At 36.5% G+C, this 17,966-nt stretch carries 31 protein-coding genes and 1 pseudogene; all 32 read right to left on the bottom strand.

Going from position 1 to position 17,966, the window contains the following annotated elements; all coding sequences use genetic code 11:
- Nucleotides 1–3 precede the first annotated feature (3 nt).
- Entirely contained in the window at nt 4–798 is a 795-nt protein-coding gene (locus ACZ5RS_RS02795) for a TIGR00282 family metallophosphoesterase (RefSeq protein WP_464637360.1), read from the bottom strand.
- A 45-nt stretch (nt 799–843) separates the two neighbouring features.
- Nucleotides 844–2,373, bottom strand: coding sequence for a ribonuclease Y (rny, locus tag ACZ5RS_RS02800; protein WP_464637361.1), 1,530 nt, complete (start codon nt 2,371–2,373; stop codon nt 844–846).
- Between the two features lie 267 nt (nt 2,374–2,640).
- Nucleotides 2,641–3,015: pseudogene (rplQ, locus tag ACZ5RS_RS02805) on the bottom strand (50S ribosomal protein L17); the annotation flags it as partial.
- Nucleotides 3,005–4,057, bottom strand: coding sequence for a DNA-directed RNA polymerase subunit alpha (locus tag ACZ5RS_RS02810; RefSeq protein ID WP_464637362.1), 1,053 nt, complete (start codon nt 4,055–4,057; stop codon nt 3,005–3,007). The gene ACZ5RS_RS02810 and the pseudogene rplQ, both read right to left, overlap by 11 nt.
- A gap of 123 nt (nt 4,058–4,180) precedes the next feature.
- Nucleotides 4,181–4,570, bottom strand: coding sequence for a 30S ribosomal protein S11 (rpsK, locus tag ACZ5RS_RS02815; protein ID WP_464637363.1), 390 nt, complete (start codon nt 4,568–4,570; stop codon nt 4,181–4,183).
- A 13-nt stretch (nt 4,571–4,583) separates the two neighbouring features.
- Nucleotides 4,584–4,949, bottom strand: a complete 366-nt coding sequence (gene rpsM, locus ACZ5RS_RS02820) for a 30S ribosomal protein S13 (RefSeq protein ID WP_464637364.1) — start codon at nt 4,947–4,949, stop codon at nt 4,584–4,586.
- Between the two features lie 48 nt (nt 4,950–4,997).
- Nucleotides 4,998–5,111, bottom strand: coding sequence for a 50S ribosomal protein L36 (rpmJ, locus tag ACZ5RS_RS02825; RefSeq protein ID WP_464624916.1), 114 nt, complete (start codon nt 5,109–5,111; stop codon nt 4,998–5,000).
- Nucleotides 5,112–5,120: 9 nt separating this feature from the next.
- A complete protein-coding gene (secY, locus tag ACZ5RS_RS02830; RefSeq protein ID WP_464637365.1) occupies nt 5,121–6,434 on the bottom strand; it encodes a preprotein translocase subunit SecY in 1,314 nt (437 codons plus the stop codon).
- 17 nt (nt 6,435–6,451) lie between these two features.
- Nucleotides 6,452–6,892 carry a 50S ribosomal protein L15 gene (gene rplO, locus ACZ5RS_RS02835; protein ID WP_464637366.1) on the bottom strand — a complete coding sequence of 147 codons (441 nt, stop codon included), beginning with the start codon at nt 6,890–6,892 and terminating at the stop codon, nt 6,452–6,454.
- A gap of 1 nt (nt 6,893) precedes the next feature.
- Nucleotides 6,894–7,085 carry a 50S ribosomal protein L30 gene (gene rpmD, locus ACZ5RS_RS02840; RefSeq protein ID WP_464637367.1) on the bottom strand — a complete coding sequence of 64 codons (192 nt, stop codon included), beginning with the start codon at nt 7,083–7,085 and terminating at the stop codon, nt 6,894–6,896.
- A 2-nt stretch (nt 7,086–7,087) separates the two neighbouring features.
- Nucleotides 7,088–7,600 (bottom strand): 30S ribosomal protein S5, encoded by a 513-nt coding sequence (rpsE, locus tag ACZ5RS_RS02845; RefSeq protein ID WP_464637368.1) that lies wholly within the window; start codon nt 7,598–7,600, stop codon nt 7,088–7,090.
- Nucleotides 7,601–7,609: 9 nt separating this feature from the next.
- Entirely contained in the window at nt 7,610–7,969 is a 360-nt protein-coding gene (gene rplR, locus ACZ5RS_RS02850) for a 50S ribosomal protein L18 (protein WP_464637369.1), read from the bottom strand.
- Nucleotides 7,970–7,983: 14 nt separating this feature from the next.
- Nucleotides 7,984–8,520 (bottom strand): 50S ribosomal protein L6, encoded by a 537-nt coding sequence (gene rplF, locus ACZ5RS_RS02855; protein ID WP_464637370.1) that lies wholly within the window; start codon nt 8,518–8,520, stop codon nt 7,984–7,986.
- 11 nt (nt 8,521–8,531) lie between these two features.
- Nucleotides 8,532–8,930: a 30S ribosomal protein S8 gene (rpsH, locus tag ACZ5RS_RS02860; RefSeq protein WP_464637371.1), complete on the bottom strand. Its 399-nt coding sequence runs from the start codon at nt 8,928–8,930 to the stop codon at nt 8,532–8,534.
- Nucleotides 8,931–8,939: 9 nt separating this feature from the next.
- A complete protein-coding gene (locus tag ACZ5RS_RS02865) occupies nt 8,940–9,125 on the bottom strand; it encodes a type Z 30S ribosomal protein S14 (protein WP_464637372.1) in 186 nt (61 codons plus the stop codon).
- A gap of 14 nt (nt 9,126–9,139) precedes the next feature.
- Nucleotides 9,140–9,694, bottom strand: a complete 555-nt coding sequence (gene rplE, locus ACZ5RS_RS02870) for a 50S ribosomal protein L5 (protein ID WP_464637373.1) — start codon at nt 9,692–9,694, stop codon at nt 9,140–9,142.
- Nucleotides 9,694–9,996: a 50S ribosomal protein L24 gene (rplX, locus tag ACZ5RS_RS02875; protein ID WP_464637374.1), complete on the bottom strand. Its 303-nt coding sequence runs from the start codon at nt 9,994–9,996 to the stop codon at nt 9,694–9,696. The genes rplE and rplX overlap by 1 nt, the downstream gene beginning before the upstream one ends.
- 10 nt (nt 9,997–10,006) lie before the next feature.
- On the bottom strand, nt 10,007–10,372 hold the full coding sequence (gene rplN, locus ACZ5RS_RS02880; RefSeq protein WP_464624934.1) for a 50S ribosomal protein L14: 366 nt from the start codon (nt 10,370–10,372) through the stop codon (nt 10,007–10,009).
- A 15-nt stretch (nt 10,373–10,387) separates the two neighbouring features.
- Nucleotides 10,388–10,639, bottom strand: a complete 252-nt coding sequence (gene rpsQ, locus ACZ5RS_RS02885) for a 30S ribosomal protein S17 (protein ID WP_464637375.1) — start codon at nt 10,637–10,639, stop codon at nt 10,388–10,390.
- A gap of 15 nt (nt 10,640–10,654) precedes the next feature.
- Complete coding sequence (gene rpmC / locus ACZ5RS_RS02890) at nt 10,655–10,861, bottom strand: 50S ribosomal protein L29 (protein ID WP_464637376.1); 207 nt, start codon at nt 10,859–10,861, stop codon at nt 10,655–10,657.
- 2 nt (nt 10,862–10,863) lie between these two features.
- Nucleotides 10,864–11,280, bottom strand: a complete 417-nt coding sequence (gene rplP / locus ACZ5RS_RS02895; RefSeq protein WP_464637377.1) for a 50S ribosomal protein L16 — start codon at nt 11,278–11,280, stop codon at nt 10,864–10,866.
- Nucleotides 11,280–11,972, bottom strand: coding sequence for a 30S ribosomal protein S3 (gene rpsC, locus ACZ5RS_RS02900; protein ID WP_464637378.1), 693 nt, complete (start codon nt 11,970–11,972; stop codon nt 11,280–11,282). The genes rplP and rpsC overlap by 1 nt, the downstream gene beginning before the upstream one ends.
- Nucleotides 11,973–12,335: a 50S ribosomal protein L22 gene (gene rplV, locus ACZ5RS_RS02905; protein ID WP_464637379.1), complete on the bottom strand. Its 363-nt coding sequence runs from the start codon at nt 12,333–12,335 to the stop codon at nt 11,973–11,975.
- Between the two features lie 3 nt (nt 12,336–12,338).
- Complete coding sequence (rpsS, locus tag ACZ5RS_RS02910) at nt 12,339–12,617, bottom strand: 30S ribosomal protein S19 (protein WP_464637380.1); 279 nt, start codon at nt 12,615–12,617, stop codon at nt 12,339–12,341.
- Nucleotides 12,618–12,626: 9 nt separating this feature from the next.
- Nucleotides 12,627–13,451: a 50S ribosomal protein L2 gene (rplB, locus tag ACZ5RS_RS02915; RefSeq protein WP_464637381.1), complete on the bottom strand. Its 825-nt coding sequence runs from the start codon at nt 13,449–13,451 to the stop codon at nt 12,627–12,629.
- A 14-nt stretch (nt 13,452–13,465) separates the two neighbouring features.
- A complete protein-coding gene (rplW, locus tag ACZ5RS_RS02920) occupies nt 13,466–13,768 on the bottom strand; it encodes a 50S ribosomal protein L23 (protein WP_464637382.1) in 303 nt (100 codons plus the stop codon).
- A gap of 13 nt (nt 13,769–13,781) precedes the next feature.
- Entirely contained in the window at nt 13,782–14,411 is a 630-nt protein-coding gene (gene rplD / locus ACZ5RS_RS02925; protein WP_464637383.1) for a 50S ribosomal protein L4, read from the bottom strand.
- A gap of 14 nt (nt 14,412–14,425) precedes the next feature.
- Nucleotides 14,426–15,046: a 50S ribosomal protein L3 gene (gene rplC / locus ACZ5RS_RS02930; RefSeq protein ID WP_464637384.1), complete on the bottom strand. Its 621-nt coding sequence runs from the start codon at nt 15,044–15,046 to the stop codon at nt 14,426–14,428.
- Nucleotides 15,047–15,062: 16 nt separating this feature from the next.
- Complete coding sequence (gene rpsJ, locus ACZ5RS_RS02935; RefSeq protein ID WP_464624951.1) at nt 15,063–15,371, bottom strand: 30S ribosomal protein S10; 309 nt, start codon at nt 15,369–15,371, stop codon at nt 15,063–15,065.
- Between the two features lie 65 nt (nt 15,372–15,436).
- Complete coding sequence (gene tuf, locus ACZ5RS_RS02940) at nt 15,437–16,627, bottom strand: elongation factor Tu (protein WP_464637385.1); 1,191 nt, start codon at nt 16,625–16,627, stop codon at nt 15,437–15,439.
- A 439-nt stretch (nt 16,628–17,066) separates the two neighbouring features.
- On the bottom strand, nt 17,067–17,537 hold the full coding sequence (gene rpsG, locus ACZ5RS_RS02945) for a 30S ribosomal protein S7 (RefSeq protein ID WP_464637386.1): 471 nt from the start codon (nt 17,535–17,537) through the stop codon (nt 17,067–17,069).
- A gap of 10 nt (nt 17,538–17,547) precedes the next feature.
- Nucleotides 17,548–17,922, bottom strand: coding sequence for a 30S ribosomal protein S12 (rpsL, locus tag ACZ5RS_RS02950; protein WP_464637387.1), 375 nt, complete (start codon nt 17,920–17,922; stop codon nt 17,548–17,550).
- Between the last annotated feature and the right edge of the window lie 44 nt (nt 17,923–17,966).

Here is a 17,966-nt window from a genome sequence, read left to right on the forward strand (position 1 = left end):
TGTCTATACCAACAATTGTTTATTGATTCTTTTAATAGATTTAGCTTTTGATGTCTTTTTATCAATTTCAATTACTACGCCATTAATGACAGGAGCTGTTGTATGAATTTGAGTTTTTATTGGCATTTGTGTAAGTTGTTTTTTAATTGATATTTCTGGATCTGAACCAATTACACTATCCTTTGGACCACATAAACCCAAATCAGTAATAAAAGCTGTTCCATTTTCTAATATCATTTCATCTGCAGTTTGAACATGTGTATGTGTTCCAACTACAGCACTTACTTTCCCATCTAAATATATAGCTAAGGCTTTCTTTTCTTCGTGATTCTCGGCATGTACATCAATTAAAACAATATCACATTTTCCTTGCATTTTTCTTAATTCATCATCAGCTGCTCTAAATGGGCAATCAATTTGTGGTAAGCTAATTCGACCTTGCAAATTAATAACACCAACTTTCACACCATTAGATTCAATTATAGTTGAACCATGGCCAATAGTACCACTTGGATAGTTTAAAGGTCTTAATAGTCTATTATCATTTTTTAATGAATCATAAATTTCTTCTTGTTGCCAGATATGATTACCACTTGTAATCACATTAGCTCCAAGAGAAAATATTTGATTTTTTTCACTTTCATTTAATCCAAAACCATTAGCTGCATTTTCACCATTAACAACGACAAAATCAGCTCTGTATTCTTTGATTAATTGATTTAATCCCATAAATAAAGCTCTCATACCAGGTTGTCCACAAACATCACCTAGCATTAAAACTGTAAATGTATTTCCCACAAACTCACCTTATTAAAAAAAGAGGCTAATTAAAGCCTCTATTTTTTATCGTGCATATTCTATTACACGCATTTCTCTTATTATTGTGACTTTAATTCTTCCAGGATATCTTAATTCTGCTTCAATTCTTGCTGCAATTTCTTTTGCCATATCCTTTGCATCATCATCACTTACACTAGAATTATTTACTAAAATTCTAAGTTCTCTACCTGCTTGAACTGCAAATGCTTTTTCAACACCTTCAAAGCTTTCTGCAATTTTTTCAAGACTTTCTAACCTTTTAATATAATTATCTAAAGTTTCCCTTCTTGCGCCTGGTCTAGCTGCACTAATAGCATCAGCAATTTGTACAATAATAGCTTCTGGAGATTTTGGTTCTACATCATTATGGTGTGCTAATATAGCATTAACAATAACAGGATTTTCACCTAATCTCTTAGCATGATCTGCTCCAAGTTCTGCATGGTTAGCATCACTTTCTGTTTCAATACCTTTACCAATATCATGTAATAGTCCAGCTCTTTTTGCTATTTCTGGATCAGCTCCAACTTCACTAGCTATCATACCGGATAACACAGCTACTTCACGAGAATGACTTAATACATTTTGTCCGTAACTTGTTCTAAAATATAATCTTCCTAAAGCCCTAATCATTTCTTGGCTCATATTATGGATTCCCATATCAAATACAAGTTTTTCACCTTCATCTGCAATTGTTCGATTTACTTCTTTTGCAACTTTGTTTACAACTTCTTCAATTCTAGATGGGTGAATTCTTCCATCTTGGACTAATCTCTCTAAAGCAACTCTAGCAATTTCTTTTCTAACTGGGTCAAAACAAGAAATCACAACAGCTTCAGGTGTGTCATCAATAATTATATCAACACCTGTAAGAGTTTCTAATGTCCTAATATTACGACCTTCTCTTCCTATTATCCGTCCTTTCATCTCATCGCTAGGTAAGCTTACTGATGTTATTGATACATCACCACTTACTTCTGTAGCCATTCTCTGTATTGATGTTAAAATAATATCTCTAGCTACTTTATCAGCTTTAAGCTGTGCTTCTTGTTCTATTTTATTAATAATAGATTGAGAATCTCGCTTTGCTTCTTTCTGCATTTGCTCAATTATAAGCTCTTTTGCTTCTTCTTGAGACATACTAGCTATTTTTTCTAACTCCATCATCACAGAGTTTTCTCTTTTTTCTAATTCTACTTCAGTATTTTCAATAACCTTTTTTCTATCTTCGAGTTGATTCTTAATGGTATCTAATTCTGCTAACTTTCGTTCTGCATTCTCCTCTTTTTGAAGAATCCTTCTTTCTGAACGTTGCAATTCGCTTCGTCTTTCCCTGGCTTCTCTTTCACTTTGTTGTTGCTCTTTTAACAACTGGTCACGAGTTTCAAGGATAAGTTCCTTACTTTTTGCTTCAGCTTCTTTTACTGCTTCTGCATCTAAGCGTCTTGCTTTTTGTTCAACAGAAGTCAGTTTAAATTTCGAATACAGCCATCTTCCGATAAATCCAAAAACAGCACCAAGAACAACAAGAAGGAGATAAATTAATTGTTTCATAATATTTCTCCTTAGTTGCAATTGGTTCAATATTATTCAACTAATGTCAAATTGTCAAGTTTTAGAGATATAAAAAACCGTTACCATGAATGGTAACGGCTAAGTCAGTATCTGACATAAAACAGTAATAATGTACTAATTAATAATCAAATCTATTATTACTATCACTTTCAAATAAATTTTGAAAGATTTTTGTATTTAGAGCTTAAAGGCTTTTTCTCCTTCATTCTAAATACACTGAATATTATTTACTAATATTTCAGCTTATTTTTCCTCTTTGGCACCAGTCTTATCAACAAGTTCTAAGATAACCATTTCTGCAGCATCTCCTAAGCGGTAACCAGTTTTTAAAATACGAGTATATCCACCTTTGCGTTCTGCATTAAGAGGAGCGATCTCTGTGAAGAGCTTATTAAGTACAGCTGGGTCCTTAATATCCTTAGCTACAATACGGCGATTATGAACACTATCTTCTTTTGCTCTAGTGATCATTTTTTCTACCTTCTTGCGTACTTCAAGAGCCTTAGCTTTTGTTGTCTCAATTCTCTCATAACGGAGAAGTGAGGTTGCCATGTTGCGTAACATTGCTTCACGTTCAGCAGTTGTTCTGCTTAACGAGTTGAAACCAAATCTATGTCTCATCTTCTTCTTCCTTGTTACTAGGTAAGTTGATAGTGTTTTTTAATACACTATAATCTGTCATTCCAAGACTAAGGTTCCACTCTTTAAGTTTATCTTTAATCTCTGTTAATGACTTTTTACCAAAATTCCTAGTTTTTGCAATTTCATCTTCAGTCTTCTTTGTCAAATCACCAATAGTTCTAATATTAGCATTTTTTAGACAGTTGCTTGAACGAACAGTTAATTCTAATTCTTCAACAGAAGTATTTAAAATCTTTCTGATCTTTTCTTCTTCTTCATCTACTTCTTCTTCACTATTAACTAGTGCTTCATCAAAGTTGATAAATACAGAGAAGTGATCTTTTGCAATTTTTGCTGCTTCTGCTAAAGCATTAACCGGCGCAATGGTACCATCAGTATAAATTTCTAGAATTAACTTATCATAGTCATTTCTATAACCTACACGAGTTGGTTCAATTGAATATTTTACACGGGTAACTGGAGAGAAGAAAGCATCGATAGCAATAACTCCAATCTCTTCAATGTACTTTTCATTAACTTCAGCAGGAATATAACCCCTACCTAAATCAATTTGTACTTCCATTTCAATATTCGCATCATCCATCATTGTGAAAAGAACTAAATCTTTATTAATTATTTCTACCTGGTCGCGTTCAAAGTTCTGACCGGTAACAACGCCGGGCCCTTTACACTCAATGAGAAGATTAACACCTTCGCAATCTTCTGGCATACTGATTTCTAATTTTTTAATAGCAGCTATGATATCAGCGATGTCTTCACGAACACCTGGTAGCTGATCATATTCACTTGAAATTAAATGTGGTACACCTTCTTCATTAAAGCTAGTGAACTTAACAGCAGTAACTGCATAACCCTGAATTGAAGATAAAAGAACTCTTCTGAGCGTATTTCCAATTGTTGTTCCGAACCCACGTTCGAAAGGGTAGGCAACAAATTTTCCATAATTTGCTTCTACTGCACTATGCTCAAAATTAGTTCCCTTGGGTTTCTTAAAGCCCTTCAAAAGGTTTTTGCGTGCCATGGTTACTCCTTAAAGTCTGGATATGCAGATAAGTTTTATCTGCGTTGGCGTATGAATGGCTCAATTTGAGCCAATTCATAATAGACAGCATCCCAAGATTTACCTTGGAAATGCTCCTAACAATTAAACTCTACGTGTCTTACGAGGACGGCATCCATTATGTGGGATTGGAGTTACGTCACGAATAGAACGTACTTTTAATCCTAGAACGCCAAGAGCTCTGATAGCACTTTCACGTCCAACACCAGGTCCTTTTACGAATACATTAACTTCACGAAGACCATAATCCATAGCCTTCTTAGCTGCTGTTTCGCATGTTACTTGTGCTGCATAAGGAGTTGACTTCTTAGCACCACGGAATCCTAAACCACCAGCAGAAGCCCAAGAAATAGCATTTCCTTCAAGGTCTGTCATGGTAACGATTGTGTTATTAAAAGTAGCCTGGATGTAAACATTACCATCATAGACTGTCTTTTTAACTTTGCGTTTTGCTTTCGCTTTTGCATTAGCCATTATCATCTACTCCTTATTTCTTCTTACTTGCGACGGTTTTCTTTTTACCCTTACGAGTTCTAGCATTAGTTTTAGTCTTTTGCCCTCTTACAGGTAAACCTTTTCTGTGACGTAAACCGCGGTAACAACCGATGTCCATAAGTCGTTTAATATTTAAGGCAATCTCTGTACGTAGACGACCTTCAACCTTATAATTGTCTTCGATTTCATGACGTAATACTGTCAATTCATCGTTAGATAATGAATTAATTTTTACATTTGGATCAATATTTGTTTTATTACAAATTTCAATCGCTGATACTTTGCCGACACCAAAGATATACGTTAAAGCAATCTTAACAGCTTTGTTCGGCAAGTCAACGCCTGCAATTCTTGCCATTATTGGCCTCCTAATTAATATTCTTAGAGAGGTGGCTTTCGCCGAACCTTACTTCTGTCTTTGCTTATGTTTTGGGTTTTCACAAATAATGCGAACTACCCCATTTCTTCTGATAACCTTGCACTTGTCACATATTGGTTTGACACTTGCTCTGACTTTCATGTTAAGCTCCTATTTTTTTCTTGCCTTTGATTGGCTAAAAATACCGGTTTGATGATGCATCTTCATTACACCTTCAACCTGTCTCATTGTATCTAAGTCTACACCAACCATAATGATTAATGAAGTACCACCGAATAACATTGCTACAGTTGATGGGAAGTTAAAGAACTTCTGCACTAAAGTAGGAATCAATGCGATAAAGGCTAGGAAAATAGATCCTGGTAAAATAACACGGTTAATAACCTTTGTTAAATACTCCTCAAGTTTCTCACTTCTTACTCCAGGAACAGAACCACCATTTTCACGAATCTGTTTAGCCATTTCGACAGGATTCATTGTTACTTGTGTATAGAAGAATGCAAAACCAATAATCAACAGAGTGTATATAATAATGTAGGGGATACCCTGTGGATTTAACCAATTTGCAAATCTTGCTAACCATCTCACTTCAGATCCTAAACTGGATGCTATTTGAAGTGGGAAAGACATTAATGCGGAAGCAAAGATAACCGGAATAACACCACTTGGGTTTAATTTAACAGGAATATAAGTACTTTGAGCACCATACATTCTTCTGCCAACTACACGTTTAGCATAGTTTACCGGAACTTTTCTTTCGCCTTGTTGTTCATAAACAACTAACGCAATAACAATTATAAACATTGCTAATACAATTAGTAATGCGATTGGATTAAAGCTACCATCTTGAACTCCTCTGAACAAAGTAACAAGAGCGGATGGGATTCTTGCAACGATACCAGCAAAGATTAATAAACTGATACCATTTCCAATTCCAAACTGTGTAATTTTATTACCAATCCATACAAGGGCCATACTCCCTGCTGTTACAGATAGCATTGCTATCAAAGTAAATGGTACACGATCCATAGTCATAGAACCAGGAATCGAATTAGCATAAATTGTTATAACATAGGATTGAATTAAACAAACAACTATTGTTCCATATCTAGTATATTGTTGAATTTTCTTAGATCCATGTGGGTCTTGCGCGAGTTTTCTCAAACTTGGAACTACAATCATCAATAATTGTATAATAATTTGAGTACTAATGTAAGGCATTACACCTAACATGAATAACGAGAAATGTGAAAATGCCCCGCCTGAAAAGAAATTCAAATATTCAGTAAAACCAAAATTATTAGAATTACTTTGAGATAGGAAATATTGCTGTAGAACCTGGACGTCAATTCCTGGAATCGGTACAACCGCTCCCAACCTACTGATAAACAGTAGGAGGAAAGTGATTAGACTTTTTCGTCTTAACTCCTGGATTCTCATAATGTCAACTAGGGAGTTTGCCATTTAGATCAACCTTTTTGTTATTTTATTTCGCCACCAGCTGCAGTAATTTTTTCAACTGCACTTGCTGAAACCTTTATACCTTCAATAGTTACCTTTTTAGTAATTTCACCATTAGCTAAAATCTTAGCTTTTGCACTATGACCTTTTACTAAATTAGCTTTTTTTAATGTTTCTAAGTTAACTACTGCACCATCTTCAAATTTTGCACTAATAGCAGACAATGATACAACTTCGTATTCTGTTTTGAAAGGTTGGTTTGAAAAACCTCTACGTGCTACACGTCTGTATAAAGGCATTTGACCGCCTTCAAAACCAGGACGAACACCACCACCAGAACGAGAGTTTTGTCCATCATGACCTCTACCACTAGCACGACCCTTCGAAGAAGCTCCACGACCTACAATAGTTTTCTTTGTGTTAGCACCAAATGGTGCATTAATTTGACCAACATTTGCCATCTTACATCTCCTCAACTTTTACAAGGTGAGCAATGACGTTTACCATGCCAAGCATATCTGGAGTTGCATCGATAACTACACTGCTATTTATTTTCTTTAAACCAATTGCTTTAACAGTTTTGCGTTGCTTTGGTAATGAACCAGCAACACTATGAGTTAAAGTAACTTTTAGTTGTTTTACATCTTTAGCCATCATTAACCCCACATGCTCTTAAGAGTTTTACCTCTATTCTTAGCGACTTGGTTAGCATCAAACAAGTTTTCAAATGCATCAAAAGCAGCTTTAACTGTATTAATAGTATTTTTTGAACCTAAGGATTTACCTAAGATATCTGTAATACCTACAGCATCACATAATGCTCTAACAGGACCACCAGCGATTACACCTGTACCAGGAACTGCTGGTTTAATTAAAACACTTGCACTTTTGAAATTACCAATACATTCATGAGGGATTGTACCATTTTTCAATGGAACAGTGATCATATCTGTTTTTGCACGATCAACAGCCTTACGAATAGCATCAGTTACATCATTAGCTTTACCAAAACCATAACCAACTTTACCATTTTGGTCTCCAACAACTACGAGAGCTGAGAAAGAGTATCTTCTACCACCCTTTACTACTTTAGAAACACGATTTAGTTTAATTAGTTTTTCTACGTATGTGTCGTTCTTTTTTTCTTCTCTTTTTCTTGATCTTTCCACGGTGTCCCCCTAGAACTTAACGCCAGCACTTCTAGCGCCATCAGCGATACTCTTAACAATACCATGATAGAGGTAGCCATTTCTATCGAATACACAAGTTGTGATATTCTTCTCGATCATCCTCTTACCAATCACCTCACCAAGCTTTGATGCGTCAGCAACACAGTTCTTTAAACCTTTTAATTCAGTTTCTACTGTGTTTGCAGAAACAAGAGTCTTGCCTGCAACATCATCAATAACTTGAACATACATATGGTGATTACTACGAAAAACAGTCATCCTCGGTCTGCTGGCAGTACCGGAGATGCTTTTTCTGATATGAAGCTTACGTCTTTGAAGCTTGCGTTGTTTATCAATTATTCTATTCATCTCTTACCTACCGATTATTTGCCGGACTTACCGACCTTACGACGAATGACTTCATCCTCATACTTAACACCTTTACCTTTATAAGGTTCTGGTTTACGTAGAGAACGAATCTCCGCAGCAGTCTGACCAACTAATTGTTTATCAATTGCGGAAACGATAATCTTATTTTGACCTTCTACTGTAATTGTTACACCTTCTGGAATAACAAATTCAATGATATTTGAATAGCCTAAGTTAAGAATTAATAAATTACCTTTAACTTCTGCACGATATCCAACACCATTAACAATAAGATTTTTTGTAAAACCTTTTGTAACACCAATTATCATGTTATTTAATAATTGACGGTATAGGCCATGATAGCTACGGCTAACCTTGGATTCGTCTTTGCGAGTTACAATAACTTGTTCTTTTTGAACTTCAAATGCAACTTCTTCACGGACAGGTTGTGTTAATTTACCTTTTGGTCCTTCAACACTTAATAATCCGCCATCAATAGTAACTTTAACCCCTGCAGGTAGTGCAACGGGCATTTTACCAATACGCGACATTTCTCACCACCTTACCAAATTGTACAGACTAGCTCACCGCCAATCTTCTTTTCAGAGGCCTTTTTACCTGTAATAACGCCGTTAGATGTAGAAACAACTACTACACCATAACCGTTAAATACACGAGGCATGTTACGATAGCCACAATACACACGACGACCAGGTGTTGAAACACGTTGAATGTCGTGAAGAACAGGGCTCTGTTTTTCATCATATCTTAAAAATACACGAATGTAAGACATTCCATCTTTTGAAATTTTCTTGAAATTTTTTACATAACCTTCATTTTTCAATATCTTGACAATTTGAAGTTTCATTTTAGATGCGGAAATATCTACTTTTTCATGCTTAGCCTGACTAGCATTTCTTACTTTAGTCAGCATATCTGCAATTGGATCACTTACAGCCATAATTATCTCCTACCAACTTGACTTGGTTACGCCAGGAATCTGACCTTCACTTGCCAATTTACGAAAGCAGACTCTGCACATATCAAACTTACGCATATAACCGTGTGGTCTTCCACAGATTCTACATCTGTTCACCTTTCTAGTACTGAATTTAGGGTCTTTTTGAGCCTTAACAATCATTGATTTTTTAGCCATTTATTAAATTCCTCTTACTTTGCAAATGGCATGCCTAACTTCTTAAGTAAAGCAAACCCTTCTTCATCGGTCTTGGCCGTCGTAACGATTGCGATATTCAGACCGCTGATGCGTTCTATTTTATCGAAGTCAATTTCTGGAAAGATAATTTGCTCAGTAATACCTAATGAGTAATTACCATGTCCATCAAATGCATGAGGTTTAACACCCTTGAAGTCTTTAACACGTGGTAAAGAAACGCCAATTAAACGTTCTAAGAAATACCACATATTATCTCCACGAAGGGTAACCATAGCTCCAATTTCTTGACCTGCACGAACTTTAAAGTTAGCAATAGATTTTCTAGCTTTTGTTTTTACAACATGTTGACCAGCAATTTGTTCTAATTCTTTAACTGCTGCATCTAAAAGCTTTTTGTTTACAAGAGCTTCACCAACGCCAACACTCAATGTAATTTTTTCTAGGGCAGGAACTTGCATTACAGATTTATAACCGAACTCTTTGAAAAGAGCAGGTGCAACTTCTTCAAGATATTTTGTCTTAAAGGCTGGTATAAATTTTTCTTCCATTAGAGCACTTCCCCAGTTTTCTTTGCATAACGAACTTTCTTTCCGTCATCGTCGAACTTATATCCGATCTTGCTAACTTTTCCGTTTACAACTAAAGCAACGTTAGAAACATGAATCGGAGCTTCAATATCAATTATGCCGCCTTTGTCTTGTTGACTACGTCTTTTTACGGTTTTTTTAACCATATTAGCGCCTTGGACGACTACCCTGTCAGTATTAGGGTCCACCTTAACAATCTTGCCGACATAACCTTTGTCTTTACCAGCAAGAATTTTAACGGTGTCATTTTTTTTGAGCTTCATCGCTATTCTCCTACAACACTTCCGGTGCTAGTGAAACAATCTTCATATAACCGTTACGTAACTCACGAGCTACTGGGCCAAAGATTCTTTTACCGCGTGGGTTATTGTTGGCATCAATAATAACACATGCGTTATCATCGAACCTGATATAGGTACCGTCAGGTCTTCGGTATTCCTTCTTGGTGCGCACAACAACAGCCTTCAAAACAGCACCTTTTTTAATAGCACCGTTTGGAAGAGCGTTCTTTACTGCAACAACCACAATATCACCAACACTAGCAACGTATCTATGGCTACCACCTAAAACTTTGATAACTTGAACACGTTTTGCACCACTATTGTCAGCAACATTTAAATAACTTTGCATTTGTACCATGACGTATCTCCTTGCTTAACGAGCACGCTCGACGACTTGAGTTAGGCGCCAGCACTTGTCTTTGCTATAATGACGACATTCAATAACACGAACTGTATCACCAACATGAGCATCATTTCTCTCGTCATGGGCCTTAACTTTTTTAGTCTTGGTCACATACTTTTTATATAAAGGATGAAGGCTTTTTGTATTAATGGCAACAACAATAGTTTTGTCCATTTTATCACTTATAACCTTTCCTGTAAAAGTTTTTTTACTTACTTCCATCTACCTCGAGCCTCTCTAATTAGCGGATGTGCGAATGCCTAAGGCATATTCGTGAATAAGAGTGTTAAGGCGAGCAATTTGTCTCTTAACATTTCTCACTGAAAGAGGATTTTCAACATGACCGAGAACCCTATCCATACGAATATCAAGATATTGCTTGCGAAGTTCATCACGCTTTGCAATCATTTCTTCTAATGTAAGATCTTTGAAAGAATTCTTCATGTTTATTCTACCTCTCTTCTAACTACAATCTTTGTTTTAATTGGTAATTTTTGTGCTGCTAAAGAAAGAGCTTCACGAGCTAAATCTTCATTAACACCTGCCATTTCAAACATCATAGCTCCAGTTTTAACAACTGCTACCCATCCTTCTGGATTACCCTTACCGTTACCTTGTCTTGTTTCAGCTGGTTTCTTTGTATATGGCATATCAGGGAAAATTCTGATCCATACTTTACCACCACGCTTAATATGACGAGTCATAGCAATACGAGCTGCTTCGATTTGGCGGTTTGTGATCCATTTTGGCTCTAAAGCCATTAAACCATATTCACCAAATGCAATGGTATTTCCACGATGAGCAACACCATCTCTAGTGCCTCTTTGCTTTTTTCTATGAATGATTCTTTTAGGACTAAGCATTAATTAACTCCTTTTGCAGGTTTTTTAACTAAACCACCTGCATCATTCTTTTTAGCATGGTCGTAAATTTCACCATTGAATACCCAAACTTTAACACCAATAGCACCAAAAGTTGTGCGAGCAGTAGCTACACCATAATCAATATCAGAACGTAATGTATGTAGAGGCACACGACCTTCTTTCATCCATTCTGTTCTTGCGATTTCAGCACCACCAAGACGTCCAGAACATTTAATCTTAACACCTTGAACACCACTTTGCATAGCTTTAGAAACAGCCATCTTCATTGATCTTCTAAAAGAACCACGAGATTCTAACTGTTTTGCAACATTTTGAGCAATAATTTGTGCGTTTCCGTCAGGTTTCTTAATTTCTTTAATCTTAATTTGTACTTTCTTTGCTGATAATTTTTGTAAACGAGTACCTAATTTTTCAACATTTGAACCCTTAGAACCAATAATAATTCCAGGACGACTTGTTGTAATTACAATAGTAACACGTTGTGGTTTACGAATAATTTCAACATCAGCAATATCAGCACCTTGTACTTCTGGACAGTCTACTAAAGTTTTACGAAGTAATAAATCTTCATGTAATGTGTCTGCATATTCTTTTGAATCTACATACCATTTAGACTTCCAAGTTTTATTAACTCCTAAACGGAGTCCAATTGGATTAACTTTTTGTCCCATTTATTCCCCCAAGTTTGCTTTTTCGTCAACAATGACTGTGATGTGAGACATTCTCTTGAGTAGAATATCACGTCTTCCATGGGATCTTGGCCATACACGTTTCATGCGAGGACCGTCGTCAACCATCAACTGAGTAACATATAATGAATCTTCATCAATTTTACTGTTAACATTCATAGCATTGGCTCCAGCACTCTGCAATACCTTAAGAAGAAGTCTTGCTCCTTTCTGAGGCATAGCCTCTAAAATTGCAACAGCTTCTGTGTAAGGTTTTCTTCTAACTAAATTTGCAACTGGGCGAACTTTAGTTGGAGAAATCATAAGATATTTTGCAACTGCTCTATAGCCTGTATAATTTTTCATATCTTACCTACCCTTCTTTTTATCAGAGGCAGCATGGCCACGGAATAATCTAGTTGGTGCAAATTCACCAAGTTTGTGACCTACTAAGTTTTCTGTTACATAAACTGGAATCCATGTTTTTCCGTTATAAACAGAAACTGTGAACCCAATCATTTCAGGGATGATCGTTGAAGCGCGGGAATACGTCTTGATCATCGCATTACTACCAGATTTACTAGCTTCTGTAACTTTTTTTAAAAGCTTCTTTTCAACAAAAGGGCCTTTTTTGATTGATCTTGCCACTTTAAACTCCTACTTACGCTTCTTAACAATGAACTTACTTGAAGGTTTCTTCTTAGAACGAGTCTTGCCACCTTTAGTTGGTTTACCCCAAGGAGTAACAGGATGACGACCACCGTTAGTTTTACCTTCACCACCACCATGTGGGTGATCAACAGGGTTCATAACTACACCACGTACTTTTGGACGTCTGCCAAGATGACGTGATTTACCAGCTTTACCTAAATTTACATTCATGTGATCTTCATTACCTAATTGACCAAGTGTTGCATAACATTCACCGAATATTAAACGCATTTCACCTGAAGGTAATTTAACTGTTACGTAATCACCGCTTTTTGCAACAATACTTGCACCTAAGCCAGCACTACGTACTAATTGTCCACCACGTCCAAGTGTTAATTCAATATTGAATACTTGAACACCTAATGGGATATTCTTCAAAGGAAGAGCATTACCACTAGTTAATGGAGCATCAGGACCACTCATTACTTTAGCACCAACTTCTAAACCTTTTGGAGCTAACATATAACGTTTTTCACCATCAGCATAGAAAACTAAAGCAATATTTGCTGTTCTATTTGGATCATATTCGATGGTCTTTACAGTACCAGGAATACCAATTTTATTACGCTTAAAGTCAATTACACGATAAGCGCGTTTATGCCCACCACCTCTTCGGCGTACACTAATACGTCCATGACTATCACGACCAGCCTTTTTACTCAAACTAGTTGTTAGTGATTTTTCTGGCTTATTTGTGGTCAACTCGTCGAAAACTAAAGAAGTTTTCTGACGAAGAGCGGGAGTATTGGGCTTATAAGATTTAAGAGCCATATTCCAAATTCTCCTTATACGCCTTCGATGGCTTGGATAGTTTCACCCTTAGCCAAAGTCACGACAGCCTTTTTCCAATTACCAGTGTTACCTTTTATAGCTCCACCTTTTCCTCTTGAAAATTTAGGCTTACCTTTTACAATCATTACATTACATTTTGAAACTGAAACATTAAATAATTCAGCAACAGCAGACATTACATCGAACTTGTTAGCACGACTGTCTACTTTGAATGTATACTTTTTAAATTCACCTTCACGAGCAAAATTTGATTTTTCACTCAATACCGGTGCAATGATTACTTCATCTGCTCTCATTTTTCTGATCCCCTTATTTGTCGCCGTAGAAGCTATTCAAGTTCGAAGCGGCAGTTTCTAATACAAGAATCTTTCTAGCATAAAGAAGCTCTTTAGCTGAGAGTTTATCGAATGAAAGAACATGCAAATAAGGAATATTTCTTGCTGCTCTACGCAACATTGAATCATCATCCTTTAAAATAATAGTTGTTCTTTTTTCGTCACACTTGAAATTCTTCAATATGGCAGCGAGGTCTTTGGTTTTGCCGTTTTCACTTGTAAAGTCTTCAACTACTACCAAACGTTCATCTTGAACACCTTTTGAAAGAAGACTTCTCATAGCAAGACGTTTCATCTTCTTTGGTAGTTGATAACTATAATCACGTGGTTTTGGTCCGAAAATTGTACCACCACCTACATGAACAGGAGACTTTTTATCACCAAAACGTGCATTACCAGTTCCCTTCTGCTTGAAAGGCTTAGTATTGCTGTAATTGACCTCAGCACGGGTCTTTGTGCTTGCTGTACCAACACGTCGATTAGCAAGCTCATTATTTACGGCATAATATATGCTTCCGTCACTAACTTCACAATTAAATACTTTTTCATTTAATTCTATAGTTTTAACTTCGCTGCCGTTTGTAGAAAAGACTTTATATTCCATAATCTATCTCGCACCTACTTCTTTATCGCTTTTTTAACGATGACAACGCTTTGAGCGGGACCAGGAATTGCACCTTTAACCATTAGTACCTGCATGTTTTCATCTACACGAATCACTTTTAGATTCTGAACTGTTGTCTTTTCTCCACCCATACGTCCAGCCATGTGATGACCTTTAAATGTACGAGAAGGGTCTGCAGACATTGCAGTACCACCAATATCTCTATGGAACTTAGAACCGTGGGTTGCACGTCCACCAGAGAATCCATGGCGCTTCATACCACCAGCGAATCCTTTACCTTTTGAGGTACCTGTTACATCAACGAAAGTAGCGTCTTTGAAAATATTTACGCCTAATTCGTCTCCAATTTTTACTTCCTTGTCATATGCGCGGAATTCAACGATATTCTGCTTTGGTGCACAAGTATCTTTGAATTGGCCTGCGTAAGGTTTAGTAACGGTGCTCTTCTTTTTGTCAACAGAACCTAAAACTGTAGCTTCATAGCCATTCTTTTCTTTAGTTCTTTGATCGATGACAACATTGTCCTCAAACTTTATAACTGTCACAGGAGTGAGTCTGCCTTCAGCATCAAACACCTGTGTCATTCCAACTTTTTTGCCGATAAGCCCTAACATTTCTTACCTCACCTCTTTATTGCTTAATCTCTACATCTACGCCTGCAGGAAGCTCAAGTTTCATTAATGCATCCATAACCTTAGATGTGGGATCTAAAATGTCAATCAAACGCTTATGTGTTCTCATCTCGAACTGTTCACGGGACTTTTTATTGACATGGGGCGATTTCAGGACAGTGTACTTATTGATACGAGTTGGGAGAGGTACCGGACCTGAAACTTTTGCTCCGGCCTTTACTACTGTCTGAACGATTGCTTTTGAGCTTTGTTCTACTAGCTCAACATCAAAACCTCTCAATCTGACTCGAATTCTTTCTTTAGCCATTATTCCTCCAAAAAACGGGTCTTGTCAGTAAGTATTTCTACTGACAAGACATTCGCTGATAAGAATTATTCGATTATTTCTGTAACCTGTCCAGAAGCAACTGTTCTACCACCTTCACGAATTGCGAAGCGTAGACCTTTATCCATAGCTACTGGGTGAATTAATTCAACAGTGAAAGTTGTATTATCACCAGGTAAAACCATTTGTTTATCTGCTGGTAATTCTACAGAACCTGTAATATCAGTTGTTCTGAAATAGAATTGAGGACGGTAACCACTGAAGAATGGTTTGTGACGTCCGCCTTCTTCTTTATTTAATACATATACTGTACCAACAAATTTGCTGTGAGGTGTAATTGTCTTTGGAGCTGCAAGAACTTGTCCACGAACAACTTCTTTCTTATCAACACCACGTAATAAAGCACCGATATTATCACCAGCTTGACCTTCGTCTAATAATTTGTTGAACATTTCAACGCCAGTACATACAGAATCTTTTGTTTCTTTAATACCAACAATTGAAACAGGATCGTTAACATGAATAACACCACGTTCTACACGACCAGTTACAACAGTACCACGACCTGAAATTGAGAAGATATCTTCAATAGGCATTAAGAATGGTTTATCAACAGCTCTATCTGGTAGAGGGATATATTCATCCATAGCAGCTAATAAATCTTCAATACATTGTGTTTTTTCAGGATCATCAGGATTGTTTAATGCTTCATAAGCAGAACCACAAATGATTGGGCAGTTATCGCCATCGAAACCATTTTCAGTTAATAGGTCTCTCATTTCTTCTTCTACTAATTCGATTAAGTCTGGATCGTCAACTTGGTCAGTCTTGTTAACAAAAACAATAATTGATGGAACACCAACTTGGCGAGCAAGTAGGATATGTTCTTTTGTTTGTGCCATAGCACCATCTGTTGCTGCAACTACGATAATTGCACCATCCATTTGTGCTGCACCAGTAATCATATTCTTGATGTAGTCAGCGTGACCAGGACAGTCAACGTGTGCATAGTGTCTGTTGTCAGATTGATATTCAACGTGACGAGTGTTGATTGTGATACCGCGAGCTTGTTCTTCTGGTGCGTTGTCGATTGCATCATAAGCTAGAGCTTTGTCACCAAATTTTCTTGCACAGTGCATTGTTATTGCTGCGGTGAGAGTAGTCTTACCGTGGTCAACGTGACCAATAGTACCAACATTTACGTGAGGCTTAGTTCTCTCAAACTTCTCTTTAGCCATCTCTTTCCTCCTTGTGCCGTGTTATTCCGGTCACAAAAAATTTAATATGTACCTATAAAGGCAATAATTCCTTCATAGTTTTTCTTCATGAGACAAACCAATATTTATCTATATAGGAAAAGAGGGTTTCCAGAGGTCGATAATTGCAATAATTACCGACATAGCTTAAGTTTGAAAAAAAACTCAGTCTGGAACCATCAATTACCATATTTGGATAATATGTTTGGCTCGCTATCACATGAGGGACACAAGTCTCCACAAATGTGAACCTTTGTTAATATATTAAAAAGAAAACTTATTGTCAACACCTACAAAGGTTTAATTATGAATAAATTAAATATTGAGCAAATAAAGAAATATATGAACAAATTTTATTCATTTATTTACTAAAAAAAACAAGCAACACAACGGTTGCTTGCTATATTTATAGTTTTTAAAATTACCATCTGAAATGAGTAAAAGCTTTGTTTGCTTCTGCCATTCTGTGTGTATCTTCTTTCTTTTTGAAAGCAGAACCAGTATTTGCATAAGCATCTAGCAATTCACTAGATAATTTTTCACCCATTGAGCGACCATTACGAGATCTTGCAGCAGCAATAATCCATCTCATAGCCAAAGCTTCACTTCTTACTGCGTTGATTTCAACAGGTACTTGGTAAGTTGAACCACCAACACGGCGAGATTTAACTTCAACAACAGGTTTTACATTTTCAATAGCTTTTAAGAATACTTCTAATGCTTTTTCATTTGATTTTTCTTCTACTGTTTCTAGAGCAGTATAAACAATCTTTGTGCTTACTGATTTTTTACCATCAATCATTAAATGACGAATGAATTTTTCAATAATAACACTACCGTATTTTGCATCAGGTATAATTTCACGTTTTGTAGCAGCTTTTCTTCTTGACATCTCTTACTCCTTAAGCCTTTGGCTTCTTAGCGCCGTACTTAGAGCGACTTCTCATACGATCTGATACACCAAGAGTATCCTTAGCACCACGAACGATATGATAACGTACACCAGGAAGGTCCTTTACTCTACCACCACGTAGTAAAACTACTGAGTGTTCTTGTAAATTATGACCAATACCAGGAATATAAGCAGTTACTTCAATTCCATTTGACAAACGAACACGAGCTACCTTTCTTAAAGCTGAGTTAGGTTTCTTAGGAGTTACTGTCATAACTCTTGTACAAACACCACGCTTTTGAGGGCAACTTTCAAGTGCAGGAGACTTAGTCTTGTTAACTTGACTTTTTCTCCCTTTTCTAATTAGCTGATTAATAGTAGGCATCTTCTAGATACACTCCCTTATTTTATTCGCGATCCACACAATTC

The organism is Pleomorphochaeta caudata, from assembly GCF_055395745.1.

What these genes read in the sequence shown, in the direction of transcription:
- rny (WP_464637361.1), bottom strand. Translation starts at nt 2,373, where the DNA reads ATGAAACAATTAATTTATCTCCTTCTTGTTGTTCTTGGTGCTGTTTTT.
- ACZ5RS_RS02810 (WP_464637362.1), bottom strand. Translation starts at nt 4,057, where the DNA reads ATGGCACGCAAAAACCTTTTGAAGGGCTTTAAGAAACCCAAGGGAACT.
- rpsK (WP_464637363.1), bottom strand. Translation starts at nt 4,570, where the DNA reads ATGGCTAATGCAAAAGCGAAAGCAAAACGCAAAGTTAAAAAGACAGTC.
- rpsM (WP_464637364.1), bottom strand. Translation starts at nt 4,949, where the DNA reads ATGGCAAGAATTGCAGGCGTTGACTTGCCGAACAAAGCTGTTAAGATT.
- rpmJ (WP_464624916.1), bottom strand. Translation starts at nt 5,111, where the DNA reads ATGAAAGTCAGAGCAAGTGTCAAACCAATATGTGACAAGTGCAAGGTT.
- secY (WP_464637365.1), bottom strand. Translation starts at nt 6,434, where the DNA reads ATGGCAAACTCCCTAGTTGACATTATGAGAATCCAGGAGTTAAGACGA.
- rplO (WP_464637366.1), bottom strand. Translation starts at nt 6,892, where the DNA reads ATGGCAAATGTTGGTCAAATTAATGCACCATTTGGTGCTAACACAAAG.
- rpmD (WP_464637367.1), bottom strand. Translation starts at nt 7,085, where the DNA reads ATGGCTAAAGATGTAAAACAACTAAAAGTTACTTTAACTCATAGTGTT.
- rplR (WP_464637369.1), bottom strand. Translation starts at nt 7,969, where the DNA reads ATGAATAGAATAATTGATAAACAACGCAAGCTTCAAAGACGTAAGCTT.
- rplF (WP_464637370.1), bottom strand. Translation starts at nt 8,520, where the DNA reads ATGTCGCGTATTGGTAAAATGCCCGTTGCACTACCTGCAGGGGTTAAA.
- rpsH (WP_464637371.1), bottom strand. Translation starts at nt 8,930, where the DNA reads ATGGCTGTAAGTGATCCAATTGCAGATATGCTGACTAAAGTAAGAAAT.
- ACZ5RS_RS02865 (WP_464637372.1), bottom strand. Translation starts at nt 9,125, where the DNA reads ATGGCTAAAAAATCAATGATTGTTAAGGCTCAAAAAGACCCTAAATTC.
- rplE (WP_464637373.1), bottom strand. Translation starts at nt 9,694, where the DNA reads ATGGAAGAAAAATTTATACCAGCCTTTAAGACAAAATATCTTGAAGAA.
- rplX (WP_464637374.1), bottom strand. Translation starts at nt 9,996, where the DNA reads ATGAAGCTCAAAAAAAATGACACCGTTAAAATTCTTGCTGGTAAAGAC.
- rplN (WP_464624934.1), bottom strand. Translation starts at nt 10,372, where the DNA reads ATGGTACAAATGCAAAGTTATTTAAATGTTGCTGACAATAGTGGTGCA.
- rpsQ (WP_464637375.1), bottom strand. Translation starts at nt 10,639, where the DNA reads ATGGAAGTAAGTAAAAAAACTTTTACAGGAAAGGTTATAAGTGATAAA.
- rpmC (WP_464637376.1), bottom strand. Translation starts at nt 10,861, where the DNA reads ATGAAGAATTCTTTCAAAGATCTTACATTAGAAGAAATGATTGCAAAG.
- rplP (WP_464637377.1), bottom strand. Translation starts at nt 11,280, where the DNA reads ATGCTTAGTCCTAAAAGAATCATTCATAGAAAAAAGCAAAGAGGCACT.
- rpsC (WP_464637378.1), bottom strand. Translation starts at nt 11,972, where the DNA reads ATGGGACAAAAAGTTAATCCAATTGGACTCCGTTTAGGAGTTAATAAA.
- rplV (WP_464637379.1), bottom strand. Translation starts at nt 12,335, where the DNA reads ATGAAAAATTATACAGGCTATAGAGCAGTTGCAAAATATCTTATGATT.
- rplB (WP_464637381.1), bottom strand. Translation starts at nt 13,451, where the DNA reads ATGGCTCTTAAATCTTATAAGCCCAATACTCCCGCTCTTCGTCAGAAA.
- rplW (WP_464637382.1), bottom strand. Translation starts at nt 13,768, where the DNA reads ATGAGAGCAGATGAAGTAATCATTGCACCGGTATTGAGTGAAAAATCA.
- rplD (WP_464637383.1), bottom strand. Translation starts at nt 14,411, where the DNA reads ATGGAATATAAAGTCTTTTCTACAAACGGCAGCGAAGTTAAAACTATA.
- rplC (WP_464637384.1), bottom strand. Translation starts at nt 15,046, where the DNA reads ATGTTAGGGCTTATCGGCAAAAAAGTTGGAATGACACAGGTGTTTGAT.
- rpsJ (WP_464624951.1), bottom strand. Translation starts at nt 15,371, where the DNA reads ATGGCTAAAGAAAGAATTCGAGTCAGATTGAGAGGTTTTGATGTTGAG.
- tuf (WP_464637385.1), bottom strand. Translation starts at nt 16,627, where the DNA reads ATGGCTAAAGAGAAGTTTGAGAGAACTAAGCCTCACGTAAATGTTGGT.
- rpsG (WP_464637386.1), bottom strand. Translation starts at nt 17,537, where the DNA reads ATGTCAAGAAGAAAAGCTGCTACAAAACGTGAAATTATACCTGATGCA.
- rpsL (WP_464637387.1), bottom strand. Translation starts at nt 17,922, where the DNA reads ATGCCTACTATTAATCAGCTAATTAGAAAAGGGAGAAAAAGTCAAGTT.